12 protein-coding genes, 1 tRNA gene and 1 pseudogene are annotated in these 14,922 nt (G+C 69.5%); 8 read left to right on the forward strand and 6 right to left on the reverse strand.

Going from position 1 to position 14,922, the window contains the following annotated elements; all coding sequences use genetic code 11:
• The 5 genes from CKW28_RS10720 (at position 1) to CKW28_RS10745 (ending at position 4,849) form a co-directional block, all read left to right on the forward strand.
• Positions 1 to 744: a pseudouridine synthase gene (locus tag CKW28_RS10720; protein ID WP_003927404.1), complete on the forward strand. Its 744-nt coding sequence runs from the start codon at positions 1 to 3 to the stop codon at positions 742 to 744.
• Entirely contained in the window at positions 741 to 1,427 is a 687-nt protein-coding gene (cmk, locus tag CKW28_RS10725) for a (d)CMP kinase (RefSeq protein ID WP_040548087.1), read from the forward strand. Before CKW28_RS10720 ends, cmk begins: the two co-directional genes overlap by 4 nt.
• Positions 1,424 to 2,827, forward strand: coding sequence for a ribosome biogenesis GTPase Der (gene der / locus CKW28_RS10730; RefSeq protein ID WP_003927402.1), 1,404 nt, complete (start codon positions 1,424 to 1,426; stop codon positions 2,825 to 2,827). Before cmk ends, der begins: the two co-directional genes overlap by 4 nt.
• A 57-nt stretch (positions 2,828 to 2,884) precedes the next feature.
• Positions 2,885 to 3,667, forward strand: coding sequence for a sulfite exporter TauE/SafE family protein (locus CKW28_RS10735; protein WP_040548123.1), 783 nt, complete (start codon positions 2,885 to 2,887; stop codon positions 3,665 to 3,667).
• Positions 3,668 to 3,916: 249 nt separating this feature from the next.
• Positions 3,917 to 4,849 (forward strand): sulfite exporter TauE/SafE family protein, encoded by a 933-nt coding sequence (locus CKW28_RS10745; protein WP_003927400.1) that lies wholly within the window; start codon positions 3,917 to 3,919, stop codon positions 4,847 to 4,849.
• A gap of 71 nt (positions 4,850 to 4,920) precedes the next feature.
• On the opposite strand, the gene CKW28_RS10750 is transcribed toward CKW28_RS10745, so the two are convergent.
• Both CKW28_RS10750 and CKW28_RS10755 read right to left on the reverse strand, forming a co-directional pair.
• Positions 4,921 to 4,994 (reverse strand) — tRNA-Pro (locus CKW28_RS10750).
• A 191-nt stretch (positions 4,995 to 5,185) separates the two neighbouring features.
• Positions 5,186 to 5,869 carry a VldE C-terminal domain-containing protein gene (locus tag CKW28_RS10755; RefSeq protein ID WP_040548121.1) on the reverse strand — a complete coding sequence of 228 codons (684 nt, stop codon included), beginning with the start codon at positions 5,867 to 5,869 and terminating at the stop codon, positions 5,186 to 5,188.
• A gap of 248 nt (positions 5,870 to 6,117) precedes the next feature.
• Here CKW28_RS10755 and CKW28_RS10760 point away from each other — a divergent pair, with 248 nt between their 5' ends.
• Positions 6,118 to 7,293, forward strand: a complete 1,176-nt coding sequence (locus CKW28_RS10760) for an acyl-CoA dehydrogenase family protein (protein ID WP_003927398.1) — start codon at positions 6,118 to 6,120, stop codon at positions 7,291 to 7,293.
• 45 nt (positions 7,294 to 7,338) lie between these two features.
• Here CKW28_RS10760 and CKW28_RS10765 read toward each other — a convergent pair whose 3' ends face one another.
• The 4 genes from CKW28_RS10765 to CKW28_RS10780 all read right to left on the reverse strand — a co-directional run bounded on the left by CKW28_RS10765 (position 7,339) and on the right by CKW28_RS10780 (position 11,515).
• Positions 7,339 to 9,150, reverse strand: a complete 1,812-nt coding sequence (locus tag CKW28_RS10765) for a fatty acyl-AMP ligase (protein WP_003927397.1) — start codon at positions 9,148 to 9,150, stop codon at positions 7,339 to 7,341.
• Positions 9,147 to 9,410 carry an acyl carrier protein gene (locus CKW28_RS10770; protein WP_003927396.1) on the reverse strand — a complete coding sequence of 88 codons (264 nt, stop codon included), beginning with the start codon at positions 9,408 to 9,410 and terminating at the stop codon, positions 9,147 to 9,149. The genes CKW28_RS10765 and CKW28_RS10770 overlap by 4 nt, the downstream gene beginning before the upstream one ends.
• The gene (locus CKW28_RS10775; protein WP_050812073.1) at positions 9,407 to 10,486 is read right to left on the reverse strand and encodes a 3-oxoacyl-ACP synthase III family protein; all 1,080 of its coding nucleotides are present in this window, start codon (positions 10,484 to 10,486) and stop codon (positions 9,407 to 9,409) included. The genes CKW28_RS10770 and CKW28_RS10775 overlap by 4 nt, the downstream gene beginning before the upstream one ends.
• A 363-nt stretch (positions 10,487 to 10,849) precedes the next feature.
• The gene (locus CKW28_RS10780; protein ID WP_003927394.1) at positions 10,850 to 11,515 is read right to left on the reverse strand and encodes a VldE C-terminal domain-containing protein; all 666 of its coding nucleotides are present in this window, start codon (positions 11,513 to 11,515) and stop codon (positions 10,850 to 10,852) included.
• A 146-nt stretch (positions 11,516 to 11,661) separates the two neighbouring features.
• Between CKW28_RS10780 and CKW28_RS10785 the strand changes: the two are divergent.
• Together CKW28_RS10785 and CKW28_RS10790 are read left to right on the forward strand one after the other, a co-directional pair.
• Positions 11,662 to 12,371 (forward strand): annotated as a pseudogene (locus tag CKW28_RS10785) (acyltransferase family protein); the annotation flags it as partial.
• Between the two features lie 174 nt (positions 12,372 to 12,545).
• Complete coding sequence (locus tag CKW28_RS10790; RefSeq protein WP_003927392.1) at positions 12,546 to 14,906, forward strand: Tex family protein; 2,361 nt, start codon at positions 12,546 to 12,548, stop codon at positions 14,904 to 14,906.
• The last annotated feature ends 16 nt before the right edge of the window (positions 14,907 to 14,922 follow it).

Raw genomic sequence — 14,922 nt, forward strand, 5'->3', positions numbered from 1 at the left:
ATGGCCGACCAGGACGGAGTGCGGCTCCAGAAGGTGTTGTCGCAGGCCGGGGTGGCGTCCCGGCGGGTGGCCGAGCAGATGATCCGCGAGGGCCGGGTCGAGGTCGACGGGCGGATCGTCACCGAGTTGGGCACCCGGGTGGACCCGGACACCGCCGAGATCCGCGTCGACGGGATGCGGATCGTGCTCGACGACACCATGGTGTATCTGGCGATCAACAAGCCGCGCGGGATGCATTCGACGATGTCGGACGACCGGGGCCGGCCGTGCATCGGCGATCTGGTCGAGCACCGGGTGCGGGGCAACAAGAACCTGTTCCACGTGGGCCGGCTGGACGCCGACACCGAGGGCCTGATGCTGTTGACCAACGACGGTGAACTGGCCCACCGGTTGATGCATCCGTCTTTCGAGGTGCCCAAGACGTATGTGGCGACGGTGCACGGGTCGGTGCCCCGCAACCTGGGCCGCCGGCTGCGGGAAGGTGTCGAGTTGAAGGACGGGCCGGCCCGCGTCGACGACTTCGCCGTCGTCGCCGCGGTCCCGGGTAAGACGATGGTGCGGGTGACACTGCACGAGGGCCGCAAACGCATCGTGCGGCGGCTGCTGGCGGCGGTCGGCTTTCCGGTGCAGGATCTGGTCCGCACCGACATCGGCGCCGTGACGCTGGGCGATCAGCGCCCGGGCAGTATCCGGGCGTTGACCCGCAAGGAAGTTGGCGAACTGTACAAGGCGGTGGGTTTGTGAGGCCAGCGTTGGTGGTCGCCGTGGACGGCCCGGCCGGAACCGGGAAGTCCTCGGTGTCAAAGGGTTTGGCCCGTGCGCTGGGTGCGCGCTATCTCGACACCGGGGCGATGTACCGGATCGTGACGTTGGCAGTGCTGCGCGCCGGGGTGGACCCGGGGAATGCGGAGGCGGTCGCCGAGATCGCCGACACCGTGCAGCTGGACGTCGGGCAGAGCCCCGACGATCAACGCTTCTACCTTGGCGCCGAAGATGTCTCCGACGAGATCCGGGGCGACGCGGTCACCCGTGCGGTGTCGGCGGTGTCGGCGGTGCCGGAGGTCCGGGAGCGGCTGGTGGCGCTGCAGCGTCAGCTGGCGGCCGGTGAGGACAGCGTGGTGGTCGAGGGGCGGGACATCGGCACCGTGGTGTTTCCGGACGCCGATGTGAAGATCTTCCTGACCGCGACCGCCGAGGAGCGGGCCCGCAGGCGCAACGCGCAGAACGTGGCCAAGGGCCTCGACGACGACTACGCCGGGGTGCTGGCCGATGTGCAACGCCGGGACCGGCTGGACTCCAGCCGGGCGGTGGCGCCGCTGCGGGCCGCGGCCGATGCGGTGGTGGTCGACACCAGCGACATGACCGAACAACAGGTGGTGGAGCACCTCACCGCGCTGGTCGCCGAACAGGCGGGAGCACCGCGATGACCTCCGGGGACGGCACCTGGGTCGATGAGAGCGACTGGGAACTCGGCGCCGACGATGTGGCCGCGGCCGTCGAGGACGCCGCGGCGGTGCCACCGGTGGTGGCCGTGGTGGGGCGGCCCAACGTCGGCAAGTCCACGCTGGTCAACCGGATCCTGGGGCGGCGCGAGGCGGTCGTGCAGGACGTCCCGGGAGTGACCCGCGACCGGGTGTCCTACGACGCGCTGTGGGGCGGACGCAGATTCGTGATCCAGGACACCGGGGGATGGGAACCCGATGCCAGGGGGCTGCAACAGCTCGTCGCGGATCAGGCCATGGTGGCCATGCGCACCGCCGATGTGATCATCCTGGTGGTCGATGCGGTGGTCGGGGCGACCACCGCAGACGAGGCCGCCGCACGGATGCTGCGCCGTTCCGGCAAACCGGTGTTCCTGGCCGCCAACAAGGTCGACAACGAGCGCGGGGAGGCCGACGCCGCGGCGCTGTGGTCGTTGGGACTCGGTGAACCGCATCCGATCAGCGCCATGCACGGCAGGGGAGTGGCCGACCTGCTCGACCATGTCCTGGCAGCGCTGCCGGAGATCTCGCAGGCGGCCGCCGCCGGCGGCGGACTGCGTCGGGTGGCGTTGGTGGGCAAACCGAATGTGGGTAAGAGTTCGCTGCTCAACCGGTTGGCCGGCGATCAGCGGGCGGTGGTGCACGACGTCGCCGGCACCACCGTGGACCCCGTCGACTCGCTGATCGAATTAGGCGGGAAGACATGGCGATTCATCGACACCGCCGGGTTGCGCCGCAAGGTCGGTCAGGCCAGCGGACACGAGTACTACGCCTCGGTGCGCACCCACGGCGCGATCGACGCCGCAGAGGTGGTGATCGTGCTGATCGATGCCTCCCAACCGGTGACCGAACAGGATCAACGGATCCTGTCGATGGTCACCGACGCCGGCCGGGCGCTGGTGCTGGCGTTCAACAAATGGGATCTGGTCGACGAGGAGCGGCGCCACCTGTTGGAACGCGAGATCGACATGGACCTGTCCCATGTGCACTGGGCGCCCCGGGTCAACGTGTCGGCGAAAACCGGGCGTGCCGTGCAGAAACTGGTACCGGCGCTGGAGAGAGCCCTTGCGTCGTGGGACAACCGGATCACCACCGGGCAGCTGAACACCTTCCTCAAAGAGGTGCTGGCCGCCACCCCGCCGCCGGTGCGCGGCGGTCGACAACCACGGGTGCTGTTCGCCACCCAGGCCGCGATCCGGCCGCCCACCTTTGTGTTATTCACCACAGGTTTTCTGGAAGCCGGTTACCGGCGGTTCCTGGAGCGGCGGCTGCGTGAGGAGTTCGGATTCGAGGGCAGTCCCCTCCGGATCAACGTGCGGGTGCGGGAGAAGCGCGCCAAGAAGTGATTTCGGCCGCTCTCGACGGCGGTGAGAGCGCTCGACACCCGGGGCTACAGTTGCCGGGTGTCTGTCGTCGACATGGTCCTGATCGCACTGGCGGGGATCGGGGCCGGAGCGATCAACGCCCTGGTCGGCTCCGGCACGTTGATCACCTTCCCGACCCTGGTGACGCTCGGTGTCCCACCGGTGACCGCCACGATGTCCAACGCGGTCGGTCTGGTGGCCGGGGGTGTCTCCGGGGCGTGGGGCTACCGGCGTGAACTGCGGGGCCAGTGGCATCGGTTGCGCTGGCAGATCCCGATGTCGCTGATCGGGGCCGGGTTGGGCGCTTTTCTGCTGCTGCGACTGCCGGAGCGGGTGTTCGTCCAGGTGGTTCCGGTGCTGCTGGTCGCGGCGTTGATCCTGGTGGTGTGCGGGCCGCGGATCCAGGCGTGGGCGCGGCGGCGGGCCGAGGCCGCCGGGCGGGCCGCCGACCACGTGTCGGTGGTGCAGCTGGTGGCGTTGGTGTTCGGCACCTTCGCGATCGCGGTGTACGGCGGCTACTTCACCGCGGCGCAGGGCATCCTGTTCATGGCGCTGATGGGGGCGCTGCTGCCCGAGGACATCCAGCGGATGAACGCGGTCAAGAACCTGCTGTCGCTGTTCATCAACATGGTGGCGGCGGCCGGGTTCATGCTGGTCGCGTTCGACCGGATCAGCTGGACGGCCGCGGCGCTGATCGCGGTGGGGTCGCTGATCGGCGGGTATCTGGGTGCCCACTACGGCCGGCGGCTGTCGCCCAACGCCCTGCGGGCGGCGATCGTGGTGGTCGGGTTGATCGGGCTGTACCGGCTGTTGACGCTGTAGCGGTTAACCGCTGTGCGGCGCGGTGGGGTAGCCTGGGCGGGTCCGATTTCTGCGAGTACAGGGGGCGACTGTGGCCGAGCGTGGGTTTGACACCTCGCCGTCGTCCCTGGCCGCCTTGGAGCCGTTCTGGCCGTCGCGTCGGATCATCGCTTTCGACGAGTGGTGTTGTTCGCGTCCTTAGTTCACGCGTCCCCATAAACCACAGGGTCGCCGCCGAGGCGGCCTTCTCGTTGAAAGCAGCCGGAACAAGTGCGTGCTCTTCTGATCTTCACGCTCGTGGGCGTGGGCGCCCAGCTCGTCGACGGCGCTCTCGGAATGGCCTTCGGTGTCACCGCCACCACGTTGCTGGTGCTCAGCGGCCTGGGCGCCGCGCAGGCCAGCGCAGCAGTCCACCTCGCCGAACTCGGCACCACGCTGGCGGCGGGCCTGTCGCACTGGAAGTTCAAGAACATCGACTGGCCGATGGTCGTCAAGCTCGGTGGGCCCGGTGCGGTCGGGGCTTTCCTCGGCGCCACCGTGCTGTCGTCGCTGTCGACCGAGAAGGCGGCGCCGCTGATGGCGGCGATCCTGGTCGCGATCGGCGCCTATGTGTTGTTGCGGTTCTCGTTGCGCAACCCGCCGGTGCTGCGCCGCGGCTCCACCCCGCACTCGGCGAGGTTCCTCAGCCCACTGGGGTTGTTCGGCGGTTTCATCGACGCGTCCGGCGGCGGGGGCTGGGGGCCGATCACCACCAGCACGCTGCTGTCCCGCGGCAAGACCGCGCCGCGCACGGTGATCGGATCGGTCAGCGCATCGGAGTTCCTGGTCGCCGCGTCGGCGTCGCTCGGGTTCGTCGTGGGGCTGCGCGAGGAGTTCATCCACAATCTGCCGGTGGTGGCCGGTCTGGCGATCGGCGGCATCATCGTCGCCCCGTTCGCCGCCTGGCTGGTCAGCCGGGTGAACCCGGCGCTGCTCGGCACCGCGGTGGGCGGATTGATCGTGCTGCTCAACAGCCAGCGGCTGGTCACCTTCTTCGGGGTGACGTGGCCGTGGTCGTCCGCCCTGTACGCGCTGATCGTGATGGTCTGGGCGGCGCTGATGCTCCACGCCTGGCGGTTGTCGCGCCTGCCGCAACCGGCGGCGGAGGAGCAGCCGGCCGAGCCGGCGGGCGCCGAGTTGGCCGTGGTGGAGCCGACCCGCTGACCCGGATCCGCCGGCGACCCGAAAACAACAGCGCCGCACGGCCAACATGACCGTGCGGCGCTCTCGTGCGGTCGGGCTGACAGGATTTGAACCTGCGACCCCTACACCCCCAGTGTAGTGCGCTACCAAGCTGCGCCACAGCCCGCCGGCCCGTCGCCGCGGTGAGCGACGGACGCGTGAAAACCATACCGTAGCCGCCCGCGGCGCTCACATTCGCTCCCCGCGTTCCCCCGGGGCGGGCTCCGCGAGACCCACGTTCTGCAGAAACGGTCGGGTGGCGGCCTGCGAAACGTGAATCGCGACACCGGAATCCGGCAGGGTGTTGCCGGTGCCGGCTCAGTTGCCGGCGCGTTCCATCGACCCGATGTAGTAGGTCTCGCTTCCGGTGGGATAACCGCCGCCGGTGGTGGCGATGTGGACGTGGTCGTAGTGGTTGGCGGTCGGTGAGCCGTAGTCGGCGGTCCACGTCGCGGTGCCGACCCCCGGGTAGAAGCCCTGCCGCCAGATCACGTGCAGCACGCCCCAGCGCTTGGCGTTGGCCAGCGCCAACCCGGCGATCTGGTTACCCAGCGCGATGCCTTCGGGGGTGTTCCAGTTCGGGATCATCACGTCGATCGCCAGCCCCTCGGGATGCCACCGCAGGGGATCCTGCCGGTAGCCGCCGATGGTGGTGATCTCCGGGAACAGGACGCTGATGGCCCGCGCCACCCAGATGGTGTTGACCTGGAGCCCGCCCTCCGGCGCCACCCCCGCGGGCAACGCGAACCGGAACTCCTGGGCGCCCGACGGAGCGCTGGCGGCCAGTAGTTCGGTCTCCTCGGGCGTGGCGACGCGCAGCGGCGGCTCGGTCACCGCGCCCGGTGCTGCCCCGGGGTCCGCGGGTGAGGCAGCGGGCTGATCTTCGCAGCACGGCGGTTCGGGCCCGCTTCCGGCGTACACGATCATCCCGGCGGAGAGGCCGACCGAGGCCGCGAGCGCCAACCAACGGCCCCACCCGCGAGTCGACGCGCGCTTCTCCACGGTCAGCACTCTAGTGTCTGCTGGGGCGGGAGTGGCGATGATCCCGCATTACCGCACGCCGCACCCCGTACACCCCTCTCCCGACATTTGCGAACCCAACGAATTTCCGGAGATTTACGCAGTTGAGCGCGATCTGATTCGCCGACTCTGCATTTGCTAAACGCTGGTGTCTCGGACCGCCGGGGCGGTACAGTTCGGGGGCCGGATGTCATTGCGGCACGGGGGGATCACACACGGGGGGATCACATATGAGCGGAATCGACACGGGCCGGGCGGTGTTCTACGACCGCACACTCTTCGAACCGGAGCACGAGATGTTCCGCGATTCGTACCGCACATTTCTCAAACGCTCCGTCGCGCCGTACCACCAGCAGTGGGAGATCGACGGAATCGTCGACCGCGGCGTCTGGCTGGAGGCCGGTAAGCAGGGCTTTCTGGGAATGGGCGTGCCCGAGGAGCACGGCGGCGGGGGCGTCGCCGACTTCCGCTACAACGCGATCGTCACCGAGGAGACCACCGCGGCCGGGTTCAGCGGACTCGGCTTCGCGTTGCACAACGACATGGTCGCGCCGTATCTGTTGCGGCTCGCCACCGCCGAACAGAAGCAACGCTGGCTGCCGAGGTTCTGCAGCGGCGAGTGCATCACCGCGCTCGCCATGACCGAACCCGGCGCCGGAAGCGACCTGCAGGGCATCAGGACCCGCGCGGTGCGCGACGGTGACGGTTGGGTGCTCAACGGGTCGAAGACGTTCATCACCAACGGGATCAACGCCGACCTGGTGATCGTGTTCGCCCAGACCGACCCGGACAAGGGTTCGATGGGCTATTCACTGCTCGTCGTCGAGCGCGGGATGGCGGGTTTCGAACGTGGCCGCAGACTGGACAAGATCGGGATGACGGGCCAGGACACCGCGGAGTTGTCGTTCACCGATGTGCGGGTGCCGGCGGAGAACCTACTCGGCAAGGTGGGCAAGGGGCTGCTGTACCTGATGCAGAACCTGCCGCAGGAGCGGCTGTCGATCGCGGTGATGTCGGCGGCGGCGATGGCGGCGACGCTGGAGTCGACGCTGGAATACGTGCAGCAGCGGAAGGCCTTCGGCCGGCCGATCGGGAGTTTCCAGAACAGCCGGTTCGTGCTCGCCGAACTGGCCACCGAGGCCACCGCGATCCGCATCATGGTCGACGAGTTCGTCCGTCTGCACGACGCCGGGAAGCTCACCGCCGAGCAGGCGGCGATGGCCAAGTGGTTCGCCACCGAGGCGTTCGTCCGACTGGCCGACCGGTGCCTGCAACTGCACGGCGGCTACGGCTACATGCGGGAGTATCCGATCGCCAAGTCCTATCTCGACGCCCGGGTGCAGACCATCTACGGCGGCACGACCGAGATCATGAAAGAGATCATCGGCCGCCGGCTGTGCACGTGACCCCGGGGCACCCGAGCTTCGGTGAGAGAGCTCCGGTATCGGCGCTCATGGCACCTGGGTCCGGGGCGCCGGTTCGACCGCGCCCCTGCTCGCCGTGAACCGCGAATAGGCGGCGCGGGCGTGCGACAGTTGTCCCCGCGCCGCATGCAGCATCAACCGCACCGCCGACACCTTCGCCGGTGGCCGCAGTCTGCCGGCCTGCCACAGCATCCGCGCCTCGCTGCGGCGCATCTTCCCGCTCGAGGTTCGTGGCAGCGTGCCCGGCGCCAGCAGTTCCACATGGTTCACCGCGATCCCCGTGCGCTCGAGCACCCGGGTGGCCACATCGTCGGCCAGGGTGGCCGGCGCATCGGAGGTGGTCTCGACCAGCAGTGCCAGCGCCTCCTCCTCGTCACCGTCGGGGACGAAGCCCACCGCCACCGCACATCCGGTGCGCACCCCGGGCAGCCCCTCCAGTGCCGCCTCGAAATCCTGCGGCGCGTGGTTGGCGCCCCGGATGATGACGGTGTCCTTACCCCGACCGCAGATGAAGAGCTCACCGGCGAAGACGAATCCGAGATCCCCGGTGTCCAGCCAGCCGTCGTGCACGCTCTGCTCGGTCAGGTCGGGACGCCCGAAGTATCCGCTCATCACGCTCGGTCCCCGGACGAAGATCCGCCCGGCCTGCCCCTCGGGCAGCGCCCGCCCGTCCTCGTCGCGGACCTCCACCTCGACCCCGGCCAGCGGACGCCCGACGCTCACCAGTTCCTTGCCGCCCGGTTCCACCAGACCGGTGGCCGCCAGCCGGTCCGCGGCCACCCGGAGTGTGGCGAACGACGTGCGGGCGGGTTTGAACGTCACCGCCAGGGAGGCCTCGGCCATGCCGTAACACGGCGTCAGCGCCGACGCGGCGAAACCCCACCGCGCGAAGCGTTCGGCGAACCTGCGCTGGATGTCGGCGTTCACCGCCTCCGCGCCGTTGAGGCACAACCGCCATGACGACAGATTCACACCGTCCAGCTCGTCATCTCGAATCCTGCTGTGGCACAAGCTGAACGCGAAGTTTGGCGCCGCGGAGACGGTGCCCCGGTGGCGGGAGATCGCCCGCAGCCACGCGGCCGGCCTGGCGGCGAACAACTCCGGCGGGAGCAGGGTCAGCGGCACCGCATGGTAGAACGCCGACAACAGATTCCCGATCAACCCCATGTCGTGGTACATCGGCAACCAGGTGACGCCGACGATCTCCGGCAGCTGCTCCTCGTCGAAGTACCGGCCGATGGCGGCCAGGTTGTACAGCAGATTCGTGTGGGTGAGCGCCACCGGTTTCGGGTCATGCGTTGTGCCCGAGGAGAATTGGATGAGGGCGATGTCGCCTGACCCCGGTTCCGGTGCCGGCCGGGCGCCCGGATCGGCGACCCCGCCGCCGAGATCGGAGGCGACCACACAGCCCAGGCGGGGGCCGGCGGCGTGCACGGCCACCCCCAGGAAGCGGCGGATGCGCTGGTCGGACACCACCAGCGCGGCGTCGGCGGCACGGAGCATCGCCGCGGTGCGGCGGTGGTACTCGTCGAGCCTGCCCAACCGCACCGGTGGATACAGCGGCACCGGGATGGCGCCGGCAGACAGCACCCCGAAGAAGCTCTCGACGAACTCCGGACAGGTGGGCAGCACCAGCGCCACCCGGTCGCCGCGGCGGATCCCGCTCGCCGACAGATCGGCGGCGATCGCCAGCGCCCGGTGCCGGATGTCGGCCATCGGAACGTGGCGTTCGGTCTCGTCGACCGCCACGAACGACAACTCCGCCGACGTCTGCGCCGCCGCGGCGAGGGCTTCGGTGAGGGTCGAGAACAGCGGCCGGACCGTCGGTGCGGTTCTCATGGCTGACCGTCGACGCGGCGCAGGACCAGCTGGGCCAGATCGCGCACGGTGCGGAGGTCGCCGCCGTCGTCGGCGTCCAGCTCGATGTCGTAGCGCGCCTCGATCCGCAGCACCAGCGACATCACCCGCAGCGAGTCCATGCCGCCCTCCTGCAGGGCCGACTCTGCGGTCAGATTCGCCGCGGGCACCTCGGATCTGATCATCTCGATGATCTCCCGGGTGACCATTTCCACCCGGTCGGATTGATCGGTGTGGGTCATGACGAAGCCTCCCCGGAGCGGGTGTCCGCAGATTGGGTCTGCACCGATCGGGGCCGGCCGCCCCACTGAATGGCGGCGGCGCCGGCGAAGTCCCCGGCGTTGGCGAACCCCGCCAGCATCACGACGTCGCCGGCGGCGATCCGCCCGTCCTCGATCGCGGTCTGCAGGTTGTGCGGCATCGCCACCGCGAACAGGTTGCCGGCTTCGTGGAAGGTGTCGCAGTGGCGTTCGCGGGGCAGTTCGAGCGCTTCGTCCCAGTTGCGCAGCAGCAGCCGGTTCGGTTGATTCGTGATCAGCAGGTCGAGGTCGACCGGTTTCACCCCGATGCGGTCGCACACCGCGCGCACCACCTGCGGCACCATCCGGTTGCCGCGGGCGAGCACCTTCATGATCTTGCCCTCGTTGAACCCGACGTGCCCCTCTCCGGGCCCGGCCTGCCACCATCGTCGCGGCGGGTCGGTCTCCAGGGTCATGTCGACCGCGTTCTGACCGAAGTAGCGGCACTCGACGTCGAGCACCGGGGAGCGGTCGGAGACTTCGAGCAGCCCGACCGCCGCACCGTCGCCGGGCACCGAGGACTGGGCGAGTTTGCGCACCTCGGGCTGTTCGAACACCTTCCCCGCGGCGCCGGCGGAACACGCGATCAGGGCCTTGCGTCCGCTTCCGGACGACAGCAACCGGCGCGCCAGCTTGATCATCTGCACGAACGACGCACAGCCGCTGTTGTGCACGTCGATGATCCATTCCGGATTCATCCCGAGCCGGTGCGCCACCTCACCGCCCGCGCCGACGATCGGCAGATCGGGCATCTGGGAGTGGGTGAGCAGCACGTCCACATCCCGCAGCACGTCCGGCCCGTAACGGCCGAGCAGACCTGCGGCAGCCCGTTCGATCATGTCGACATTGGATTCGTCGATCGCCGAGTGGTGTCGGTACTCCGGTGGCGCGAACATCGGGTTGTCGCGCAGATCGTCGGACTCCGCGTGTTCGGCGTACCACGACGCCGGCATCCGGTTCTCCGGCAGATAGCTGGCCACGTCGACCAGGCTGACGGTCGGTGACGGTGTTTTCCTCATCGTTGCCCCCCTGGAGAGGCATTCTGTACGACGACGGACCCGGCGCGGCGGGTATTAGCCAGAAATGAACGAACCCGGTCGATTTGATGCCCGGTGATCCTCGGCCCCGACCCGTTGAATCGGCCGTGACCGGCTGTTTCCTCCCGCCGGACCGCCGCCGGTCTTGTGGCTATCGCAAACAGATTTCAGCGTCTGAACCGTGGTTGTCCCAGCCATTGGCAAACGTCGACGTGGGACCGTGCCGGCCGGCTCGGTGCGTGGTGGGCCGGATCTGCGCGGATGTGCCCGGCCGTTCCGCCGACCGGTGGGCGACCGGTGCCGATATCGGCGCAAAATTTGCCCAGGCGTCGGGACCTGCGCCAATCAGCGCAGGAAGGTCCGGCCGGACGGGTAGCCGCCACCGGTGGTGGCGATGTGTACATGGTTGTAGTGATTGGCGTTGTCCGAACCGCGGTCGGCCATCGGCCGAGGTGTGCCGTTGCGGGGGTAGTAGGTCTGCCGCCAGATGATGTGGTCGAGGCCGAACCGGTCACCGTTGGCCAGCACGAATTCGACGATCTCATCACCGAGCGCCCTGCCCTCGGGGGAGGCGTAATCCGGGATCATCACGTCGATCGCCAGCCCGTTGGGGTGCCAGCGCATCGAGTCCGGCCGCACCCCGCCGATCTGCATGATCTCGGGGAACAACGCGCTGACGGCGCGCGCGGCCAGGATCGTCTTCACCTGCAGGCCGGCCTCCGGGGCGACCCCGGGCGGTAGTGACTCCGGATCGATACGGTGTGCGGCCCGCGACGCCGGGAGGGGCGGGGGATCCGCCGCGGGGATCCGGTAGTGCGTTCCGCTCGGACCGTTCGGTGCGGTCGCCACGAGTTCGGTGTTCCACCCGGTGGCGTCGCGGGAGTCGGGGAAGGGATCGAGATGCGCGTGACCACCTGCCGCGGCGCTGAGCAGGCCGGCGAGCGGAACGGCCATGGCCGCCGCCGGCCACCAGGTGCGGCGCCGAGTCCGCGCCAGCCGGTGCTTACCCACGGGGAGGCACCATAGCAGGCACTTCCGAAGAACTGTTATCGAAGTGTTATCGAACCGTGTCCCGGCCATGCCTGCACGGGAGATCGGGAAGAAGTCGGGTAGTCCTACTCATCCCTCGCGGCACCCGGCCGGGGCACCCTGCACGGGTGCCGAACATCGCCCGCGTGACCGGCCGGGACCGTGCCGTCGACGCCGCCCGGATCGCCGCGCTTTCGTCGTCGTCTTCGGCCACTGCGCGCTGTTGCCGGCGACCATCGACCGCGGCGGGGTGCGCATCGCCAACATCCTGGGTGCGCTGCCCGCATTGGCGCCGGTGACCTGGGCGGTGCAGGTCATGCCGTTGTTCTTCCTGGCCGGCGGTGCGGCCGGGGCCTATGGCTGGTGCGCGGCGAACCGGCGCGACCAGGCCCCGACGTGGGGTGGGTGGCTGATGGTCCGGGCGCAGCGGCTGTGCCGGCCGTTGTTCTGCTACCTCGGGATGTGGGCGGTGGCGCTGCTGACCCTGCGGCTCACGGTCGGCGGCGCGGACGCCGATCGAATCGGTCGCGAGGTGGTCGCGCTGCTGTGGTTCCTCGGCGTCTACCTCATCGTTCCGGCCCTCGTTCCCGCAATGACCCGGCTGCGCACCGCGGCCGCGCCGATGGTGCTGGTCGTCGCGTTCTGCGGCCAGCTGATCCTGGCCGCGACCGGTCGCTACGAGGTGGCGCTGGTGGTCACCGGCATCGAACGGGTGTCCAACGTCTCACCTCCCACACTGGTGCTCGCGCTGCAGTGCACCTGGATGTCCTGCGCCTTCGTGGTGGCCGCGCCGGCGGTGCGCCGGCTCGCGGAGCGGCCGTGGACAGGGCGGGCGGTGCTGCTGGTGCTCGCCAAGTCCGGCCTCGGCGGCGCTGTCGGGTGGACGGCCCTGGGGGTGTTCCTGGCCACGGCGGCCGCGGCCCGGATCACGGCGGGATCGCCGACCCGCCCCGCCGCGACACACCCGTCGGCGGGCGATGAGGCTGTCGGGGCCATTCGGTAGGGTCCTCGCGTGACCGGAACCGTGACCCTGAAGTCCGTAAACGCCCGTCTCGCTGAGGAACTGGAGGTCGGCGAGGCGCAAGTAGCCGCCGCGGTCCGGCTGCTCGACGAGGGCGCGACCGTCCCGTTCATCGCCCGCTACCGCAAGGAGGCGACCGGCAGTCTCGACGACGGGCAGCTGCGGATGCTCGAGGAGCGCCTGCGCTACCTGCGTGAACTCGACGAACGCCGCGCCGCGGTGCTGAGCGCTATCGAGGAACAGGGCAAACTCACCGACGACCTCAGGGCAGCGCTGCTGGCGGCGGACACCAAGGCCCGCGTCGAGGACATCTACCTGCCGTTCAAGCCCAAGCGACGCACCAAGGCGCAGATCGCCCGGGAGGCCGGGCTGGAACCGCTCGCCGACCGGTTGCTCGCCGATCCGACGCTGGTTCCCGACCAGGTGGCCGGGGAGTACGTGGGGGAGTCCGTCGCCGACCCGGCCGCGGCGCTCGACGGTGCGCGGCACATCCTCACCGATCGGGCCGCCGAGGACGCCGAGCTGGTGGGCGCCATCCGGGAGAAGTTCTGGGTCCAGGGAACCCTGCGAACCGCACCGTGGTCCGACGAGGTCGCCACAAGCGCTGCCGCGCAGAAGTTCCGGGACTACTTCGAGTTCGCCGAGCCGCTGGAGGAGATGCCCTCGCACCGGGTGCTGGCGGTGTTGCGTGGGGAGAAGGAGGAGGTGCTGGCGCTCACCTTCGACGGCGGTGACGAGGCCGGCTACCACGCCATGATCGCCGACACCCTGGGTATCGACCTGACCGCCGCCGCGGCGGCGACCCCGTGGCTGACGGGCACCGTCGAATGGGCGTGGCGCACCAAGCTCAGCGTGTCGGCGAAGGTCGACGCCCGCATCAGGCTGCGGCAGCGCGCCGAGGAGGAGGCGGTGGCGGTGTTCGCCCGCAACCTCAGGGACCTGCTGCTGGCAGCCCCGGCGGGGAGCCGGGTCACGCTGGGGCTCGACCCCGGTTACCGCACCGGGGTCAAGGTTGCCGTCGTCGACGGCACCGGCAAGGTGCTCGACACCGCCACCATCTACCCGCATCAGCCGCAGAAGCAGTGGGACGCCGCCAAGGCCACGCTCGCCGCGCTGGTGGCGCGGCACGGCGTGGAGTTGATCGCGGTCGGCAACGGTACCGCCTCCCGCGAAACCGATGCCCTGGCCGCGGAAGTGATCGCCGACATCCGTGCGGCCGGTGCGACTCCGCCGGTCAAGGCGATGGTCAGCGAGGCCGGCGCGTCGGTGTACTCCGCATCGTCCTATGCGGCCCGTGAACTGCCCGATCTCGACGTGACCCTGCGCGGTGCGGTGTCGATCGCGCGGCGGTTGCAGGATCCGCTGGCCGAACTGGTGAAGATCGAGCCGAAGTCGATCGGGGTCGGCCAGTATCAACACGACGTGACGCCCGGATACCTCGCGCGCAGCCTGGACGCGGTGGTCGAGGACGCGGTGAACGCGGTCGGTGTGGACCTCAACACCGCCTCGGTGCCGTTGCTGTCCCGGGTGTCGGGGATCAGCGAGTCGTTGGCGGAGTCGATCGTCGCCCATCGGGAGAAGACCGGACCGTTCCGCAACCGCAAGGCGTTGTTGGATGTTCCGCGCCTGGGCCCCAAGGCTTTCGAACAGTGCGCGGGCTTCCTGCGGATCCGCGACGGTGACGACCCGCTGGACGCCTCCGGTGTGCATCCCGAGGCGTACCCGGTGGTGCGGCGGATCCTGGACCGCGCGGGTGTCACCCTGGCCGAACTGATCGGCAACGAGAAGACGCTGCGGGCACTACGTCCGGCCGATTTCGCCGATGACCAGTTCGGCATCCCCACGGTGACCGACATTCTCGCCGAACTCGAGAAGCCCGGCCGTGACCCGCGGCCCGCGTTCGCCACCGCCACCTTCACCGACGGGGTGGACACGATCGCCGACCTCAAGGTGGGCATGGTGCTCGAGGGGGTGGTCACCAATGTGGCGGCCTTCGGCGCGTTCGTCGACATCGGTGTGCACCAGGACGGTCTCGTGCACGTGTCGGCGATGGCCGACCGGTTCGTCTCGGATCCGCACGACATCGTCCGATCCGGTCAGGTGGTTCGGGTCAAGGTGGTCGATGTCGATGTGGAACGGCAGCGCATCGGGCTGAGCCTGCGCCTCGACGACGACCCGCACCAGTCCGGAAAGCGCTCCGGCAACCGGGGCGCGAAGGGCGAGGCCCCGAAGGGCGGGAACGGCCGCAGACCCGACCGCGGCGACCGGCGAAACCAGAACCGGTCCCGCGGCGGCAACCAGCCGAACGGTGCGATGGCTCAGGCGTTGCGGGACGCTGGATTCGGTCGCTAGCGCCCGGGCGAGCGGG

This window comes from Mycolicibacterium thermoresistibile, from assembly GCF_900187065.1.
Lineage (GTDB): Bacteria > Actinomycetota > Actinomycetes > Mycobacteriales > Mycobacteriaceae > Mycobacterium > Mycobacterium thermoresistibile.

Excerpts from the sequence above, each read along its gene's own strand:
- CKW28_RS10720 (WP_003927404.1), top strand. The coding sequence starts at position 1 with ATGGCCGACCAGGACGGAGTGCGGCTCCAGAAGGTGTTGTCGCAGGCC.
- der (WP_003927402.1), top strand. The coding sequence starts at position 1,424 with ATGACCTCCGGGGACGGCACCTGGGTCGATGAGAGCGACTGGGAACTC.
- CKW28_RS10760 (WP_003927398.1), top strand. The coding sequence starts at position 6,118 with ATGAGCGGAATCGACACGGGCCGGGCGGTGTTCTACGACCGCACACTC.
- CKW28_RS10765 (WP_003927397.1), bottom strand. The coding sequence starts at position 9,150 with ATGAGAACCGCACCGACGGTCCGGCCGCTGTTCTCGACCCTCACCGAA.
- CKW28_RS10770 (WP_003927396.1), bottom strand. The coding sequence starts at position 9,410 with ATGACCCACACCGATCAATCCGACCGGGTGGAAATGGTCACCCGGGAG.
- CKW28_RS10775 (WP_050812073.1), bottom strand. The coding sequence starts at position 10,486 with ATGAGGAAAACACCGTCACCGACCGTCAGCCTGGTCGACGTGGCCAGC.